Annotated in this window: 14 protein-coding genes; 10 read left to right on the plus strand and 4 right to left on the minus strand. The window is 72.2% G+C overall.

The features are described 5' to 3' along the window. Window positions 1-1,469 (minus strand): polyketide synthase (locus FMEAI12_RS12285; RefSeq protein ID WP_146776688.1); only part of this gene is annotated, 1,469 nt, incomplete at its 3' end. Window positions 1,470-2,276: 807 nt separating this feature from the next. Here FMEAI12_RS12285 and FMEAI12_RS12295 point away from each other — a divergent pair. Next, the gene (locus FMEAI12_RS12295; RefSeq protein ID WP_112106128.1) at window positions 2,277-2,918 is read left to right on the plus strand and encodes a TetR/AcrR family transcriptional regulator; all 642 of its coding nucleotides are present in this window, start codon (window positions 2,277-2,279) and stop codon (window positions 2,916-2,918) included. Window positions 2,919-2,985: 67 nt separating this feature from the next. Here FMEAI12_RS12295 and FMEAI12_RS12300 read toward each other — a convergent pair whose 3' ends face one another. The 3 genes from FMEAI12_RS12300 to FMEAI12_RS12310 all read right to left on the minus strand — a co-directional run bounded on the left by FMEAI12_RS12300 (window position 2,986) and on the right by FMEAI12_RS12310 (window position 5,882). Next, complete coding sequence (locus FMEAI12_RS12300; protein ID WP_020461461.1) at window positions 2,986-3,174, minus strand: ferredoxin; 189 nt, start codon at window positions 3,172-3,174, stop codon at window positions 2,986-2,988. Beyond that, window positions 3,174-4,460, minus strand: coding sequence for a cytochrome P450 (locus FMEAI12_RS12305; RefSeq protein ID WP_112106129.1), 1,287 nt, complete (start codon window positions 4,458-4,460; stop codon window positions 3,174-3,176). The genes FMEAI12_RS12300 and FMEAI12_RS12305 overlap by 1 nt, the downstream gene beginning before the upstream one ends. 168 nt (window positions 4,461-4,628) lie before the next feature. Next, complete coding sequence (locus tag FMEAI12_RS12310; RefSeq protein ID WP_112106130.1) at window positions 4,629-5,882, minus strand: cytochrome P450; 1,254 nt, start codon at window positions 5,880-5,882, stop codon at window positions 4,629-4,631. 314 nt (window positions 5,883-6,196) lie between these two features. Here FMEAI12_RS12310 and FMEAI12_RS12315 point away from each other — a divergent pair, with 314 nt between their 5' ends. From FMEAI12_RS12315 to FMEAI12_RS12355, 9 genes are all read left to right on the plus strand, one after another. Beyond that, on the plus strand, window positions 6,197-6,736 hold the full coding sequence (locus tag FMEAI12_RS12315) for a PaaI family thioesterase (protein WP_071063239.1): 540 nt from the start codon (window positions 6,197-6,199) through the stop codon (window positions 6,734-6,736). Continuing rightward, window positions 6,733-8,037 (plus strand): cytochrome P450, encoded by a 1,305-nt coding sequence (locus FMEAI12_RS12320; RefSeq protein WP_112106131.1) that lies wholly within the window; start codon window positions 6,733-6,735, stop codon window positions 8,035-8,037. Before FMEAI12_RS12315 ends, FMEAI12_RS12320 begins: the two co-directional genes overlap by 4 nt. Before the next feature lie 110 nt (window positions 8,038-8,147). After that, complete coding sequence (locus tag FMEAI12_RS12325; RefSeq protein WP_235013932.1) at window positions 8,148-9,278, plus strand: LysR family transcriptional regulator; 1,131 nt, start codon at window positions 8,148-8,150, stop codon at window positions 9,276-9,278. Between the two features lie 38 nt (window positions 9,279-9,316). Beyond that, window positions 9,317-10,312, plus strand: coding sequence for a PDR/VanB family oxidoreductase (locus tag FMEAI12_RS12330; protein ID WP_112106132.1), 996 nt, complete (start codon window positions 9,317-9,319; stop codon window positions 10,310-10,312). A gap of 246 nt (window positions 10,313-10,558) precedes the next feature. Next, window positions 10,559-11,740: an ABC transporter ATP-binding protein gene (locus FMEAI12_RS12335; RefSeq protein ID WP_112106133.1), complete on the plus strand. Its 1,182-nt coding sequence runs from the start codon at window positions 10,559-10,561 to the stop codon at window positions 11,738-11,740. Next, window positions 11,737-13,131, plus strand: a complete 1,395-nt coding sequence (locus FMEAI12_RS12340) for an ABC transporter substrate-binding protein (RefSeq protein WP_071063232.1) — start codon at window positions 11,737-11,739, stop codon at window positions 13,129-13,131. Before FMEAI12_RS12335 ends, FMEAI12_RS12340 begins: the two co-directional genes overlap by 4 nt. 135 nt (window positions 13,132-13,266) lie before the next feature. Then, complete coding sequence (locus tag FMEAI12_RS12345; RefSeq protein ID WP_112106134.1) at window positions 13,267-14,226, plus strand: carbohydrate ABC transporter permease; 960 nt, start codon at window positions 13,267-13,269, stop codon at window positions 14,224-14,226. Window positions 14,227-14,295: 69 nt separating this feature from the next. Beyond that, entirely contained in the window at window positions 14,296-15,189 is an 894-nt protein-coding gene (locus FMEAI12_RS12350) for a carbohydrate ABC transporter permease (protein WP_200835266.1), read from the plus strand. A 107-nt stretch (window positions 15,190-15,296) separates the two neighbouring features. Then, window positions 15,297-16,253, plus strand: coding sequence for a TIGR03564 family F420-dependent LLM class oxidoreductase (locus tag FMEAI12_RS12355; RefSeq protein ID WP_112106135.1), 957 nt, complete (start codon window positions 15,297-15,299; stop codon window positions 16,251-16,253). Window positions 16,254-16,476 lie beyond the last annotated feature (223 nt).

Here is a 16,476-nt window from a genome sequence, read left to right on the forward strand (position 1 = left end):
GTGTGGGGGTGGTGGTCGAGGTGGGTGGTGAGTTGGTGGGCCTGGTCGCGTAGGGCCTGGGGGGTGCGCGCGGACAACACCCAGGCCAGCACCGGAGCGTCCACGGCGCCCGTGTCCTGCCCGTCCGGTACGCCGGCGCCCGGCGCGGGCGGCTCGGCGCCGGGCGGGGCCTCGGTCAGCACCACGTGGCAGTTCGTCCCCCCGACGCCGAACGAGCTGACTCCGGCGACCAGGGCCTCGGCGGGCCGTGGCCACGCGCCGGCGGAGCTCGCCACCCGCAGTCGAAGCTCCGCCAGCGGGATGTCAGGGTTCGGGTGCTCGAAGTTGAGGCTCGCCGGGATGCGGCGATGGCGGATCGCCAGGGCGGTCTTGAGCAGTCCGACGATGCCGGCCGCCCCCTCGAGATGGCCCACGTTCGTCTTGGCCGAGCCGACCAGGAGCGCCTGCTCGGATGGCCGTCCCGCGCCGAGCACCGCGCCGAGCGCCGCGGCCTCGAGCGGATCGCCGACCGGCGTGCCGGTGCCGTGCAGCTCCACGTACTGCGCGGCGGCCGGGTCGATGCCGGCATCGGCGAACGCGCGGCGGACGGCGTCTCGCTGCGCGTCGGAGCTGGGCACGGTGAGCGCGTCCGTCGCGCCGTCGTTTGTCACGGCGCTGCCGCGCAGCACGCACGTGACGGGGTCGCCGTCGGCCAGGGCGTCGGCGAGCGGCTTGAGCACGACGATTCCGCCGCCCTCGCCACGCACGTACCCGTTCGCGCGCGCGTCGAAGGTGAAGCAGCGCCCGTCCGGGGAGAGCGCGCCGAACCGCTCCACGGTGAGCGTGCTCTCCGGCGTGAGGTTGAGGTTGACTCCGCCCACCAGCGCCAGGTCGGTCTCCCCGCGCCGGATGCTCGTCAGCGCCAGGTGCACGGCGACCAGTGCGGACGCCTGGGCCGCGTCCACGGTGAGGCTCGGGCCGCGCAGGCCGAGCGTGTAGGAGACGCGGTTCGCGAGGATCCCGTGGTTCAGCCCGGTCAGCGTGTGCCGGGTGATCGCGTCCGGGCCGCGCCGGTGGGTGAGCGTCGCGTAGTCGTGGGCGATCGTGCCGAGGAACACCCCGGTCCGGGTACCGGCGAGCGTCCCCGGGACGATTCCGGCATCCTCCAGGGCCTCCCAGCTCAGTTCGAGGACGAGGCGTTGCTGCGGGTCCATCGCGGCGGCCTCGCGGGGGGAGATACCGAAGAACTCCGGATCGAAGGTGTCCACCGCGTCGAGATATCCCGCCGGGCGCGCGGCGGCATCGTGGCGCGCTTCGGTGGACAGGATCGAGGCGCGGGTCCCGGGAATCGGAGTGATGGCGCTCTCGCCGTTCTCCAGAAGGCGCCAGAATGCGCCCGGATTCTCGGCCTTGGGTAGCCGGCAGGCAAGGCCGATGACGGCCACCGCCGAGGTCTCTGATTCGAGCGCGCCGTTTCCGTCCGAACTCATCGTCGCGAACTCCAGCTCTTCCCATATGTACCTGTCACCGACGCCCGATAGGCACGTGGCGGTAGAACGGCGGTTCCGAGGTGGTGCGCGGGGGTGGTCGGCCCGAGGCGTGCCGATCGCCGGCATCGTTGCCGGATGCGCCCGCTCGCCCGCTGACACTGGAGTGACCGGCCGGAGGCGGGGGCGAGACACGGGCGGGACATCGGTCCCGGCGCCCACCCGCTCCAGACTGCTGTTGGCGTCGCATGGCGCTTCACCGACGATTGTTCAGCGCAGTCGCCCGGAGAACCCCTAGCCCGCCCCCTACCCATCCCTATGCCGCCCCCCGGCGGAAACAAAGATGAAGTGGTGTGCCCGGCCGGGAGAACGCCGTCTGGTTAGCTCTCGCCCGGCGCCGCCGGAGTTCGTCCCGCCTTTTTATGTCACGGGTGTGACGGGCGTGTTTACGCCGGCCGTGCGGTTCGCGTTCACGCCCCCGCCCGGCGCTGGAGGGACACTGTTCGTGACGGCATTTCGTTTCACTCGACCGGCGGTGGTGGCCCGTCCGCCCGTCCGCCCGTCCGCCCGGCGCCCGGCGCCCGGTACCGGCTCGGCTCCGACGGGCTTGTGGGACGACGGCCCTACCGCCACCCGGGCGTCGGCCTGACCCCGGCTGTCACCCCGTGCCTTCGGGTGCCACCGTGCGCCCGAGGCATCCGACGGGGCGGGGGCGTCTCATCTCCGCGCACGTCTGAATAGAGCGGAGAGTAGTCTTCCGATTTCTGGAGAGAGTTGGTCGAGGACGGTCCAGAAGAGGAGCCGCGAGCGATGACGGCGGTACCCCCGACCCGACTCAGGGCCGACGCGCGCCGCAATCGTGACAAGATCATCTGTGTGGCGGTGGGGGCTTTCGTGGACGAGGGCCCCTATCTCCCCATGGAGGAGATCGCCCGGCTCGCCGGGGTCGGCGTGGGCACGCTGTACCGGCACTTCCCCGACCGCGGGGCACTGATCGTGGCAGTGGTCCAGGACAGCCTGGCGACGATGCTCGCCAGGGCCCGCGCCGCCGAGGCCGAGGAGACACACGCCTGGGACGCCCTGGTACGCAGTCTGAGTGGTTCCCGCGAGCTCCGCCTCACGTGGCGCCTGCCGGACCTCTTCCTGTCCGCGACCGGTGCGGCAGTCCGGGCGGACCCGACGATCCGCCGGATCCGGGACGAGCTCACCTCGCTGATCGACAGCCTCGTGCGCGCGGCGCAGGAGGAGGGCTCACTGCGCCCGGACGTCGGGACGGGCGACGTCATCCACCTGTTCTCGCTGCTGCTGCGCGGGCCGCACAAGATGCCTGGCGAGGTGGCCGAGGCCGCCTACGAGCGTGCCCAGGGCGTCATCCTCGACGGTCTTCGCGCCCGGCCGGGCATCTCACTGACCGGCCGGGCCCTGAGCGTCTCCGAGCTCGACGCCGAGTGAAGCCGGGGACACCGGGCCTGCCGATGCCCGGCCGGCGGCCGCGGGGCGCGGTCGCCGGCCGGTGACGTCAACTCGCCGTGATGGCCCGTTCGGGGCAGTTCGCGACGGCCTCCCGCACGGCCTTCTCGAACTCCGCGGGGACCTCGTCGACCTCGACCACCGCGTAGCCGTCGTCGCTGAGGGTGAAGACTTCGGGGCACAGCGTGCAGCAGGTGGAGTGTCCGCAGCAGCCGTCGGCGTCAACGGTGACCTTCATCAGATTTTGCTCTCTGCGAGGGTGAACTCAAGGTTGAGGTGCGTCAGCCCACGCAGGATGAAGGTGGGCAGGTAGCTGTACCGGCGGTCGTCCGCGGGGCCGTGCACGCTCTCGGCGATGCGGATGTCCGTGGTGCGCTCGAGCAGCCGCTCGATGCTCGCGCGGGCCTCGGCGCGGGCGAGCGGGGCTCCGGGGCAGGTGTGGATACCGCGGCCGAACGCCACGTGGTGGCGGGCGTTCGGGCGGGCGACGTCGAACACGCTCGGGTTCTCGAAGCGGCGCGGGTCGCGGTTCGCGGCACCGTTGACGACCATGACGGTGGTGCCGGCGGGCAGGTCGACGCCGCCGACGGTGGTCGGCACCCGGGAGAGGCGGAAGTCGCCCTTGACCGGGCTCTCCAGCCGCAGCGTCTCCTCGATGAAGTTCCCGACGCGCTCCGGCTCGGCCCGCAGCAGCTGCTGGAGCTCGCGGTCCTCGGCGAGGATCTTCAGCGCCGAGGAGAGCAGGCGGACGGTGGTCTCCTGCCCGGCCGAGAACAGGTTCGCCGCCACCCGGACCGCGTCGATGACCTCCGGGGTCGACCCGTCGGGGAACGTCGCCTGCGCCAGGCCGGTGAGGACGTCCTCGCGCGGCTCGCGCCGGCGGTCCTCGATGTACTCGGTGAACTTGCTGTAGAGGAACTCCAGCGGGTTGTGCGCCATGTGGTCGTCGCCGGTGCTGCCGATGCCGCTCTCCTGCGGCTGGCGCTGGAGGCGGTCGAGGAACTCCTCCTGGTCCTCCTCGGGCACGCCCAGCAGGTCGGCGATCACCAGCAGGGTGAACGGCCCGGCGAAGCCGGTGATGAACTCGCCCTCGCCGCCGGCCAGGTACGGCTCGATCATCCGGTCGACGAGCCGCCACATGTGCGCCTCGTTCTCCTTGAGGCGCTTCGGGGTGATCAGCCGCATCAGCAGCGCGCGGTGGGCGGTGTGGGTCGGCGGGTCGAGCGTGGGGAGCTGGTCGCTCATCGGCAGCTCACCGCGGTGCCGCTCGATCAGCTCGGTGACGTCGTCACCCTCGAGCGGGACGGGGAAGCCGGGGAACGGCCCCGTCACCGAGACGCACGAGGAGAAAGTCGCGGAATCGTGGAAAACCTCCACTGCTTCCTCGTACCCTGTCACCATCACCACACCGTGATGATTCTCTCGCTGCACGGGGCACTTGCCCCGCAGCGCGTCGAGGTACGGGTACGGATCCGCGACGAGCTCGTCGTCACGGAAGAAGTCCTTGGCCTCGAGGTCACTCACGGTCTGTGCCGCTCCCTTCGACGTCCTCCGCGCCAGTCTTACACCGGCGTGAGGGCAAGACAAACGACCCGTCCGGCTAGGTACCGGCCATTGGGGTGGGCCCATTGGGGTGGGTATGCCACGGATCGTAGTAGGCCCGACGGGACGGTGCGGCGGACGCCCGTCGCCTCAGCGCACCCGCACCGGGAGTGTGGCCAGCGCGCGGTGGATGAGGCTGGGCAGGTAGACCAGCTCCGACTCGTCGACGGCCAGCTCCAGCGCGGTCGTCCGGTGGACGAGCGCCCCGATGGCCGCCGCCGCCTCGATCCGGGCGAGCGGGGCGCCCAGGCAGAAGTGGATGCCGACGCTGAAGCCCAGGTGCCGGCGGGCCGGGCGCGGCCCGTGGTAGCGGGTGATGTCGAACCGGTCGGGGTCGGTGAACGCCGCCGGGTCGCGGCCGGCGGCGGCGCTGACCAGCAGGACGCCGTCGCCGCGGTCGAACGTGTGCCCGGCGAGCTCGGTCTCCCGGCACGCGGTGCGCATGGTGAACTGCGTCGGCGGGTCGTAGCGCAGCACCTCCTCGACGGCGGAGGGGAGCAGTTCCGGCCGCGCGCGCAGGAGCGCCAGCTGGTCGGGGTGGCGCAGCAGCGAGAGCACCGCCGACCCGACGTAGTTGATGGACGTCTCCATCCCTGCCACGACGAGCAGCGACGAGACGCCGAGCAGCTCGAGCTCGCTGAGCGCGTCGTCGCGGTCGCGGGCCGCGGCCATCCGGCTGATCAGGTCGTCGGTGGGGTTCGCCCGGCGCTGCGCGATCAGCTCCTCGAAGTAGGCCTGGAAATCCTGGGTGGCCTGCCGGCGTGCGACGAGCTCGGCCTCGGTGAGCAGGTTGTCGGGGTCGGTGCCGCGGGCGATGGCCAGCGCCCAGCCGCGCAGCGACGCGCCGACGTCGTCCGGGACGCCCAGCAGGTGACCGAGGGTCGCGCTCGCGATCAGGGCCGCGTACCCGCTGATGACGTCGAGGCTCCCGGTGGCCAGCGCGCCGTCCACCAGCCGGTCGGCGAGGGCCTGGATGCCCGGTGCCATCTGGTTGACGATCCGCGGCGTGAACGCCTTGTTGACCAGCCCGCGCAGCCGGGTGTGGTCCGGCGGGTCCATCCGCAGGAACGACCGCGGGGCGCTCGCCGCGCCGTCCCGGAACGGGCTGATGCCGGCGTCGTAGCCGTGCACCCAGTCGTCGCTCTGTAGCACCGCCTCGCAGTCGGCGTACCGGGTGAGCACCGTCACCGGGATGTCGCCGAGCATGAACGGGCACAGCGGCCGGGCCTCCCGCACCCGCTGGTAGACGGCGTACGGATCGGCCTTGTGGGTCGGATGGAACGCGGTGAACTCCACCGGGGCGGACTCGGCGGCGACCCCTGCGGTGACCTCGGCGGCGACCATGGCTCTCCCACTCCTACGTCGGCGCGGTGCGTGCGGCCGCGCCCGCGCGCACGGGTGCACTCACTCCGCGGCACGCACGATGCAGGACGGCGGCGCCGGGAGACAGCGCCCAGTGCCGAGTCCAATCGGACGATTGCGCCCCGTCGACAGCTGACCGTCCACCGCCGGCCGCGGACCGTCGGTCGCCGGCTGCCGGGCGTCGCTGATGGATCGATACGAGATGCCAATGGGGCTCGCCATCCGCGCTCGGCCGGGGTCACGATGCAGCGCGACGACTCGTTGGTCGACACCGACGCACCGGGAGACCGCCGACCATGGACCGAACCTTGGACCGGGACCGCACCACCGACACCGTCGTCGCGGCCGACCCGCCTGATCAGGCCCGGCGCCTGCGTGATCTCGCCGATCTCGTCGAGCACGGGCTGCGGGCCGGCATCGGCGTCGGCCACTCCCTCGGCGTCACGCTCGCCGAGCTGGGCGACGGCTCGTCCACCTGGACGCTCACCCCGTCGCCGGCCGCGGCGAACGCGATGATGACCGTGCACGGCGGGGTTATCAGCACCCTGATGGACACCGCGATGGGCAGCGCGGTCTACACTCGCCTGCCCGCCGGAGTGCTTTACACGACGCTGGAGCTGAAGGTGAACTTCATCCGGCCGGTCGCGCTGGACGGCGGCATGCTCACCTGCGTCGCGACGGCCGTCCACGTCGGGCGCCGCACGGCGACGGTCGAGGCCCGCGTCACCAACCCGGCCGGTGCCCTGGTCGCGCACGGCTCGTCCACCTGCCTGCTGTTCGAGGTCGCCGGCCCCGCCGCGGGGCCGAGCACGGAGCCGGCCGCGGGGCCGGCGTGACGGGCCCCGCCACGAGCACACCGCACGCTGCCACGAGTGCGCCGCACGCTGTCGCGGGCGCGCCCGGCGCGCCCGACGCGGAGGCTGCGCTCGCGCAGGCCGTGATCGAGTCCTTCGATCCGGCGTGGCGGCATGACCCCTATCCCGCGTACGGCACGCTGCGCCGGGCCGGCACCTTCCTACCGGGCCCGCTGGCCGGCACCATGCTCGTCCCCGGCCATGCCGAGTGCGCCGCCATCCTCGCCGACCCGGTGTGGAGCCACGCCGAGGAGTCGGAGCTGCTCCACCCGGACAGTGACGTCGAGCTGCCCGGCTCGTTCCTGTGGATGGAGCCGCCGGACCACACCCGGCTGCGCGGCCTGGTGAGCCGGGCGTTCACCCCGCGGACCATCGAGGCGACCCGCCCGCTGGCCCGCCAGGTCGTGGACGGGCTGATCGACGACGCCCTGGCGGCGGGGGAGCTGGACCTGATCGAGGGGCTCGCCTACCCGCTGCCGCTGACCATGATCTGCGAGCTGCTCGGGGTGCCCGTCTCCGAGCACCCCGCGGTGCGCCGGATGTCGGCCGGGATCGCGCGCGGGCTCGACCCCGACGTCCTGCTCTCACCGGCCGAGCTCGCCGCGCGGACCGCCGCCGTGGAGGAGTTCCGCGAGTTCTTCGGCGCGCTCGTCACCGCCCGCCGGGCCGACCCCCGCGACGATCTGATCAGCGCGCTCGCCCAGGTGCACGCCGAGGGTGACCGGCTCACCACGACCGAGCTGCTCGGCACCCTGCTGATCCTCGTGGTCGCCGGGCACGAGACCACCGTCAACCTGATCGGCAACGGGGTGCTCGCGCTGCTGCGCGACCCCGCGCAGCTCGACGCGCTGCGGCGCGATCCCGGGCTCGCGCTGCCCGCGGTGGAGGAGATCCTGCGGTTCGACGCGCCGGCGCAGGTGACCACGCGCACCGCCCGGGCGGAGGTGACCGTGGCGGGCCGGACGTTCACCCCCGGCGAGGCCGTCATCTGCATGCTCGGCTCGGCCAACCGTGACCCCCGCGCCTTCGACCGGCCTGACGAGTTCCTCGTCGACCGCTACGCGGGCGGCGCGCGGGTGAGCCGCCATCTCGCCCTCGGGATGGGCCTGCACTACTGCCTGGGCGCCCCGTTGGTCCGGCTCGAGGTCGGTGAGGCGCTGCGGGGCATCGCCACCCGCCTGACCGGGATGACCCTGCTGGCCGATCCGCCGCCGTACCGGCCGAACATCGTCGTCCGTGGGATGTCGTCGCTGCCTGTGCGGGTCACCGGCCGACCCGGCTGATCTGGCTGATCCGCACTTCGGTCCCGGCGATACGGCAATTCCATGAATTGAGGTGCAGAACACATTTCAGGTCCGGATTGTTACAATGTGAAAGGTTCTGTGCCGTCTCGGTGGTGGCCGCCCGCAGCGCCATGTATTCCGAACAATTACTCGCGCCTTACTCCGACTTCATCGCCTGTTACCCCTGCTGGCTATACTTGCCGATTGGGGGATTAGGGAGGAAGTTCGTGGAGTTTCGACATCTGGTTTCTTTCCTCGCCATTGCCGAAGAAGTCCATTTTGGCCGGGCCGCCCGGCGACTGAACCTGACACAGCCCTCACTGAGCCAGCATCTCGCCCGTCTCGAGCGCGAGGTCGGCGTGCAACTGGTCGCCCGCACCTCGCGTGAGGTCCGTCTCACCCCCGCGGGCCAGGCCTTCCGGGGTGAGGCCAAGAGAATCCTCGAGCTGAAGCGCCGCACCCTCGAAATCACCCGCGACACCGCCGCCGGCCGCGCCGGGAAAATCAACATCGGGTTCAACCTGCCGGCCGGGCACCGGATTCTCCCGCCCACGCTGGCCCGCCTGCACAACTCCCACCCGGGCCTGCAGCCCCGACTGTGGGAGCGGCGGACCGGGCCGCAGATCAAGAGCCTGCTCAGCGGGGAGCTCGACGTCGGCTTCATCTTCGGCCTGCCGCCGACCTCGAGCCTGCACTCGATGGAGGTGCTGCGGGTCCGCATCCTGGCCGTCGTCGGCGAGCACCACGAGTGGGCCGAGCGCGACCAGGTGCCGTTCTGCGAGCTGGAACGGCAGGGCTGCCTGCTGTTCCACCGGGCGCAGTGCCCCGCGCTGTACGACACGATCTCCCGGTCGGCCGACCGGGCCCGGATCAAGCTGCGGGTCGTCGCCGAGGTCGACGACCCGGGGGCGAGCGCGCTGCTGGTGACCACCCGCCCGGTGGTCGGCTTCGCGTCCCGGGAACGCGCGCTGGGAATCGCCGGATCGCGGGCGGTTCCACTGGTCGACCCCGTTCCGACCCTGCCCGTCCATGTCGTGTGGCGTCCGCCGCGCACCCGGCTGGTCGAAACGCTGCTCGAGAGCCTGGAAAGCGCGGCCGGCGACTGGGAATCCGCCGAGACGCCTGAGGAGAAGGTCGATTGGGTGCGGGAGCGGGGGCGATCGAATATCCCGATGGTCGCGCCCGCGCCGGTCCGCCCGGCAGTAAACGCCGTTACCGTCGCAGGAAATCGCCTGAACTAGGCCCCGGTCCGAAGTGGGATTTCCGTCGGAGGTCGCCTGTGTCCTCGCCCCCGTCCACCGTGGATCGAGCCGAACAGCGGCAGACGCTGACGCTGACGGTCCGCGCCCGCCGCCACGTCGCCGAGGATGTCGTCTGTTTCGATCTGGCCGATCCGACCGGCGCGGCATTGCCGCCCTGGACACCCGGCGCGCATGTCGACGTCACGGTGCGGCCGGGGACGGTGCGGCAGTACTCGCTGTGCGGTGATCCAGCGGATCGCCACCACTGGCGGATCGCGGTGCTGCGGGAGGCCGCCGGCCGCGGCGGTTCGGTGCACCTGCACGACCGGGTCGGTGTCGGCGCGCTGCTGCCGGTCGGGCAGCCGCGCAACGCGTTCCCCCTGGTCGCCGCGCCGCGCTACCTGCTGGTCGCCGGCGGGATCGGCGTCACCCCGCTGCTGCCGATGATCGACGAGCTCGCCGCGCGCGGCGCCGAGTGGCGGCTGCTCTACGGCGGGCGCCACCGCGCGGCGATGGCCTTCGCCGACGACCTCGCCCGCCACGGCGACCGGGTCGTCCTGCACCCGCAGGACACCCACGGGCTGCTTCCCCTCGGCCCCGTCCTGGATGGCCTGCGTGCCTCCGGCGAGCACGAGGAGACGGCGGTCTACTGCTGCGGGCCCGAGGGTCTGCTCGGGGCCATCGAGGGGCACTGCGCGCAGTGGCCCGCCGGCGCCCTGCACGTCGAGCGGTTCCACCCCGCCGAGCCCGCCCACCGCGACACCGACGGCGCCTTCGAGCTGCGCCTGGCCCGTAGCGGGCGGGTGCTGCGGGTCGGGCCCGGGCAGTCGGTCCTGGAGGTGCTGGAGGCGGCCGGGGCCGCCGTCACCTCCTCCTGCCGGGACGGTACATGCGGCACCTGTGAGACGCCGGTGGTCGAGGGCGGTGTCGACCACCGTGACACCGTCCTGACCCCGGCCGAGCGCGACGGCGGCCGGACGATGATGGTCTGCGTCTCGCGCGGCCTGGGCGGACGTCTCGTCCTGGACATCTGAAATACACCCCGAGGATTTCCACCGCTATTCCAGCGGTCGTTTTGTGTGGCTGGTAATCCATGTCGCCAATCGGTTCATCCGAATGTGCAATGGGCCTTCCCTGAAAACTCGTTCCGCTCATATTCTTCAGCCGCCGGACAAGGGGTCTGACCAGGGAGGACGGCCGGCACAAACGCTGCCGGGACGGCCCGTCCCAGGCGTGTGGACGGCGGAACGTCAGTGCTGTGTCGGGGAGGAGTCACCACCGTGGGCAGGATCGAGCTCGACGGGCTGACGAAGAGATACGGCGACGTCGTCGCCGTGGACGGCGTCAGCCTCGACATCGCCGACGGCGAGTTCCTGGTGCTGCTCGGCCCGAGCGGCTGCGGGAAGTCCACCCTGCTGCGGCTCGTCGCCGGCCTGATCACGCCGTCCGGCGGCCGGGTGCTGCTCGACGGCCGGGACATCACCCACGCCCCGCCCGCCCGGCGCGACCTGGCGATGGTCTTCCAGAGCTACGCCCTGTACCCGCACCTGACCGTGGCCCGCAACATCGGCTTCCCGCTGCGCGCGGCCCGCACGCCCCGCGCCGAGGTCCGCCGCCGGGTCGAGGAGGTCGCCGCGCTGCTCGAGCTCGGCCCGCTGCTCGACCGCCGGCCGCGGGAGCTCTCCGGCGGCCAGCGCCAGCGGGTCGCCGTCGGCCGGGCGATCATCCGCGACCCGCGGGCGTTCCTGATGGACGAGCCGCTGTCGAACCTGGACGCCAAGCTGCGCCAGGCGACCCGGGCCCAGTTCCGGATGCTGCACGAGACCCTCGGCAGCACCGTCCTCTACGTCACCCACGACCAGGTCGAGGCGCTCAGCCTCGCGACCCGGATCGCGATGCTCGACGACGGGCGCCTCGAGCAGCTCGGCACGCCGGCCGAGGTCTACGACACCCCGGCCTCGGTGTTCGTCGCCGGCTTCCTCGGCTCCCCGCCGATGAACCTGCTGCCCGCCCGGGTGGAGTGCCACGACGGCCGGGTGCGGGTGCTCGCCGACGACGTCGAGGTCGACCTGTGGCCCGGCGAGGACGTCGAGACCCGCGACGTGATCCTCGGGATCCGGCCCGAACACCTCCACCTGATGGCCGCCGAGGGCCCGGCGGGCCCGGGCGGGATGCCGCGGCTGCGCGGTGTCGTGCGGGCGGTGGAGAACCTCGGCGCCGAGGAGTCCGCGCAGTGCGCGGTCGGCGGCGCCCTCGTGCACTTCCGGGGCGCCCGCCCCCTCGGGCTGGCCGCCGGCCAGCCCGTCGCGCTCACCACGGCGCGCGACCACATCCACCTGTTCGACCGGCACAGTGGCCGGCGGCTCGCCTGGCGCCCGCTGGCCGACCGCCAGTCGGCCGACCACGAGCCGGCCGCGGCACTCCACGACGGCGTGACCACTCATCAAAGGAGCTCGACGTGAAACGACGGCGCTTTGCCCGGGGCGTGGCGGCCGCCTGCGCTGCCGCGCTCGCCCTCACCCTCGCCGCCTGCGGATCCGACGACGACGCCGACGCGGGCGGAACGTCCACCGCCGGGGTCGTGCCCGAGCTCGGGCCGGATCAGAAGGTCTCGATCGTCTTCGAGAGCTACAACCTCGCCCAGCCCGGCCCGTGGACGGACACCTTCAACGGCCTGATCGCCGACTTCGAGAAGGCCCACCCGAACATCTCGGTCACCGCGCAGAAGCCGCAGACCTCCACCCTGAAGGGCTACGGCTCGGCGTCGACCGCCAGCATCCAGGCCCAGATCGCCACCGGCAACGCCCCCGACGTCGCCCAGCTCACCTTCGGCGACCTCGGCTACACCGCGACCGCGCTCGGCGCGAAGCCGCTCGACGACATCGTCGGGCGCGACGCCGTCCAGGAGAACTTCGCCGGCACCCACCCGTTCGCGCCGACGGCGCGCACCCTCGGCGACGTCGACGGCAAGACCTACGGCGTGCCGTTCGTCTTCTCCACCCCGGTGCTCTACTACAACGCCGACCTGTTCACCCAGGCCGGCCTCGACCCGGAGAAGCCGCCGACGACCTGGGACGAGTTCAAGACCGCCGCGCTGGCCATCAAGGCGAAGACCGGCAAGAACGGCGGTTACATCGACTGCTTCACCAAGGTCTCCGGTGACTGGTGCTACCAGGCGGTGGTGGCCTCCAACGGCGGCTCGGTGATCTCCGAGGACCGCACCAAGCTCACCTTCGCCGAGGCGCCCGCGGTGCAGGCGGTCGAGATGGCGCAGGACCTGGTCAACTCCGGCGCCAGCCCGAAGCTGTCGCAGGACCAGGCCTATCCGGCGTTCGCCCGCGGTGAGATCGGCATGATCGTCGAGACCAGCGCGGCGCAGGGCACCTTCATCAAGGGCGCCGGCGGCGCCAAGCCGCCGTGGACGCTGCGCGCCACCGTCATGCCGAGCTTCACCGGCAAGCCGGTCGTGCCGACGAACTCCGGGGCGGCGCTGTTCATGTTCGCCAAGGACGCCGCGAAGCAGCGGGCCGCCTGGGAGCTGATCACCTACCTGACCAGCGACGCGGCCTACACGCAGATCACCAGCAAGATCGGCTACCTGCCGCTGCGCACCGGGCTGCTCGACGACCCGAACGGGCTGAAGACCTGGGCCGCGGAGAACCCGCTGGTCCAGCCGAACGTCGACCAGCTCGCGAAGCTGAAGCCGTGGGTGTCCTTCCCGGGCAACAACTACGTCCAGATCCGCACCGGGATGCTCGAGGCGGTCGAGAGCGTCGTCTACAGCGGCGCCGACCCGCAGAAGACGCTCACCGACGCCCAGAACCAGGCCGCGAAGCTGCTGCCCCGGTCCTGACCGTCCGCCTGTTCCGCCTGTTCCACCTGTGTGCCCGTCCCGCCCGCCGTGCCGGTCCCGCGCGGCGGGCGGGACGCCGTCCGCACCGACCTGCCGTATCGAACTGAACTGCCGTAGCGAGCTGGAGGAAGGGTGATGACCGGAGCCTTCGTCGAGATCGACGCGCTGCCCCGGCCGTCGGCGACGGCCGTACCGGTCGCGGCGGCGCGGCCGTCGCCGGCCCGGCGGCTGCTGCGGGCGCTGCCGCCGTACCTGTTCCTGCTGCCCGCGATCGGCTGCCTGGCGGTGTGGACGTACCGGCCGCTCGCCGCCGCGGTCAACCTGTCGTTCTTCTCCTGGAACCTCCTGCCGACCACGCCGAAGGAACCCGTCGGGCTGGACAACTACCGCCGGCTGCTCGAGCTGCCCGACCTGTGGCACGCCCTGTGGCTCACCGCGGCGATGACGCTGGCGCTGCTGCTGTTCACCGTCGCGCTGCCGACCGTCGTCGCCCTGTGGACGTCCGCCATCCGCGGCCGCGGCCGCGCCGTCTACCGGGCCATGATCTTCGCGCCGGTCCTGGTCCCGCCGGTGGCGGGCGCCGCGGTGTGGCAGTGGATGCTCGACCCGACCAGCGGCGCGGTGGACCGGCTGATCGGACATCCGATCAACTGGATCCACGAGCCGGGGCCGGCGCAGATCGCCATCGTCGTGATCACCGGGTGGCACCTGCTCGGCTTCGCCGTCCTCGTCGTCAGCGCCGGCCTGGCGGGCATCGACGACGAGTACACGGCGGCGGCGATGCTCGACCGGGCCTCGCGCTGGCAGACCACCCGGTGGATCACCCTGCCGCTGCTCTCCCCGACGCTGGTGTTCCTCGCGCTGATGACCGTGCTGATGTCCGGCCAGCTCACGTTCCCGCTGATCGACACCCTCACCCAGGGCGGCCCGGACTCCGCCACGACGAACGTCTACTACCTGCTCTGGGAGTGGGGCTTCCAGAACTTCGACGCCGGCTTCGCGGCCAGCGCCGGACTGCTGTTCTTCGTCGCGTTCGGGGTGGTCGCCATCGGGCTCGTCCGCCTCTCCGACCGACTGACCTTCCACGACAACTGACGCCCGCCGGCCGTCGGCGAGGCGCGACAGGCGGCTGACGGCCGGCACGATCACTGAAGGGGGCTCGCCATGGCGGTGGCCGAAACGACCGCGCCGGCACCGGCGCGCGGGGAACCGTCCGCCGTCGCGGACCTCGCCGGCGAGACCGGCGCGCGGGTGTGGCTGCGCACCGCCGTCGGCCACGGTGTCCTCGCCGCGCTGAGCCTCGCCTGTATCTTCCCGATCTACTGGATGTACGCCACCTCGCTGCGCCGGCCGGAGGAGGTCTACAACGTCTCCCTGTTCCCGTGGCCGCTCTCCGTCGGCAACTACACACACGTCTGGGACGTCATCCCGATCGGCCGGCTGATCCTCAACACGTTCGCCGTGGCCGCGCTGATCTCCGTCGGCCAGCTCCTCGTCGGCCTGCTGGCGGCCTACGCGTTCACCGCCTGGCGCTTCCGCGGCCAGACCGTGCTCTACCTGGCGTTCGTCGGGACGTGGCTGGTGCCGTTCCAGGTGACGATGCTGCCGAACTACACCCTGCTGTACCGCCTGGGCCTGCTGAACACGCTCGCCGGCGTGATCGTCCCGAACCTCGCCTCCGCGCTCGGCGTGCTCCTGCTGCGCCAGCACATGGCCAGCTTCCCCCGCGACCTGCTCGACGCCGCCCGCATGGACGGGCGGTCGTCCTGGTCGATCCTGTGGACGGTCGTCGTGCCCAACCTGCGCGCCCCGCTGGCCGCGCTCAGCATCGTGCTGTTCATCAACGCCTGGAACGACTACTTCTGGCCGGCGCTGGTGCTCCAGCGCGCCGACTCGGTCGTCCAGCTCGGCCTGCGCGGCCTGTTCGTCGGCGTGGAAGGCCCTGACTGGGGTGGATTGATGGCGGGCTCCGGCCTCGCCTGCCTGCCCATCTTCGGGATCTACCTGCTCCTGCAGCGGCACGTCGTCGGTGCCTTCGTCCGTTCCGGCCTCAAGTAAGGCCCGCTGACACCGATCCGGCTGGGTATCGTTCGATGCTGTTCCGCGGGTGAGGTCCGGCACGGAACCCGCTCACCGCAGGTACGACGGCACAGGGGATCTCACGCATGCGCATCGGTCTGATGATCGGCTCGGACAGGGACCGGGCGGCCCGGGAGCGGGTGGCTGGCTTCGTCGCGGACGCGAGGGCGGCCGAGAGCCTGGGCTTCACCTCAATGTGGATTCCGCAGGTGCCCGGCGCCTTCGACGCGCTCACCGTCGTCGCTCTGATGGGGCAGGCGACCGAGCGGATCGAGCTGGGCACGGCGGTCGTCCCGCTCCAGACACGGCACCCGGTGGCGACGGCGCAGCAGGCGCTGTCCACGCAGGCGATCTGCGGCGGGCGCCTCGCGCTGGGGGTCGGGCCGTCGCACCACTGGATCGTCGAGGAGCAGTTCGGCCTGCGCTACGAGCGCCCGGCGCACCTCACGCGGGACTACCTCGAGGTGCTGAACGCGGCGTTCGCCGGCCAGAATCGGATCGACGTCGAGAACGACACCTACCGGGTCCACAGCCCGCTCGACGTCACCGACGGCGCCCCGCCCGCGATCCTGTTGGCCGCGCTCGGGCCGGTGATGCTGGGCATCGCCGGCGCGAACGCCACCGGAACGATCCTGTGGATGGCGGACGAGCGCGCGGTCGGTGACCACGTGGTCCCGCGGATCACGAAGGCCGCGGTCGACGCCGGCCGCCCGGCTCCCCGGGTCGTCGCCGGTGTTCCCGTGGCACTGTGCCCGAACAGCGAGGTCGACGCCGCGCGCGAGCTGGCCGAGCAGACCCTCGGTCACGCCGAGACCTCACCGAACTACCTGCGGCTGCTCGAGCGCGGCGACGCCCGCGGCGTGGGCGACGTGATGGCCGCCGGGGACGAGGCCGCCATCCTCGACCGGCTGCGCGCCTACCGGGACGCGGGCGTCACCGACTTCGTGGCCCGGCCCATCCCGCTCGGCACCGACCCCGCCGCCCGCGCTGCCTCCCGGCGCCGGACGACGGAGTTCCTGGCCACCCTCACCCCGGAGCTCTGAACCCAGCTCCAGAGCCCCGGTCCGGCCTCGCGTTCGGGATCACGGGTGCGCGACCGGCTGGACGGCGACGGGGGGGGGGACCCTGTCCGACCTCCCGCTCGCGGCTCCCGCACCACACCGGGCCGACGGACCGTTGTCTGTGGCCGTGCCTCCTCGCACTTTTGCGTCGTGCTCGCCGTTTCAGGGGCGAAGCACCGGGTCGCAACTCCCGAAACAGCGAGCG

The organism is Parafrankia sp. Ea1.12 (assembly GCF_900465275.1).
In the GTDB taxonomy this organism is placed as follows: domain Bacteria; phylum Actinomycetota; class Actinomycetes; order Frankiales; family Frankiaceae; genus Parafrankia; species Parafrankia soli.

Excerpts from the sequence above, each read along its gene's own strand:
- FMEAI12_RS12295 (WP_112106128.1), top strand. The coding sequence starts at position 2,277 with ATGACGGCGGTACCCCCGACCCGACTCAGGGCCGACGCGCGCCGCAAT.
- FMEAI12_RS12300 (WP_020461461.1), bottom strand. The coding sequence starts at position 3,174 with ATGAAGGTCACCGTTGACGCCGACGGCTGCTGCGGACACTCCACCTGC.
- FMEAI12_RS12310 (WP_112106130.1), bottom strand. The coding sequence starts at position 5,882 with ATGGTCGCCGCCGAGGTCACCGCAGGGGTCGCCGCCGAGTCCGCCCCG.
- FMEAI12_RS12315 (WP_071063239.1), top strand. The coding sequence starts at position 6,197 with ATGGACCGAACCTTGGACCGGGACCGCACCACCGACACCGTCGTCGCG.
- FMEAI12_RS12345 (WP_112106134.1), top strand. The coding sequence starts at position 13,267 with ATGACCGGAGCCTTCGTCGAGATCGACGCGCTGCCCCGGCCGTCGGCG.
- FMEAI12_RS12350 (WP_200835266.1), top strand. The coding sequence starts at position 14,296 with ATGGCGGTGGCCGAAACGACCGCGCCGGCACCGGCGCGCGGGGAACCG.
- FMEAI12_RS12355 (WP_112106135.1), top strand. The coding sequence starts at position 15,297 with ATGCGCATCGGTCTGATGATCGGCTCGGACAGGGACCGGGCGGCCCGG.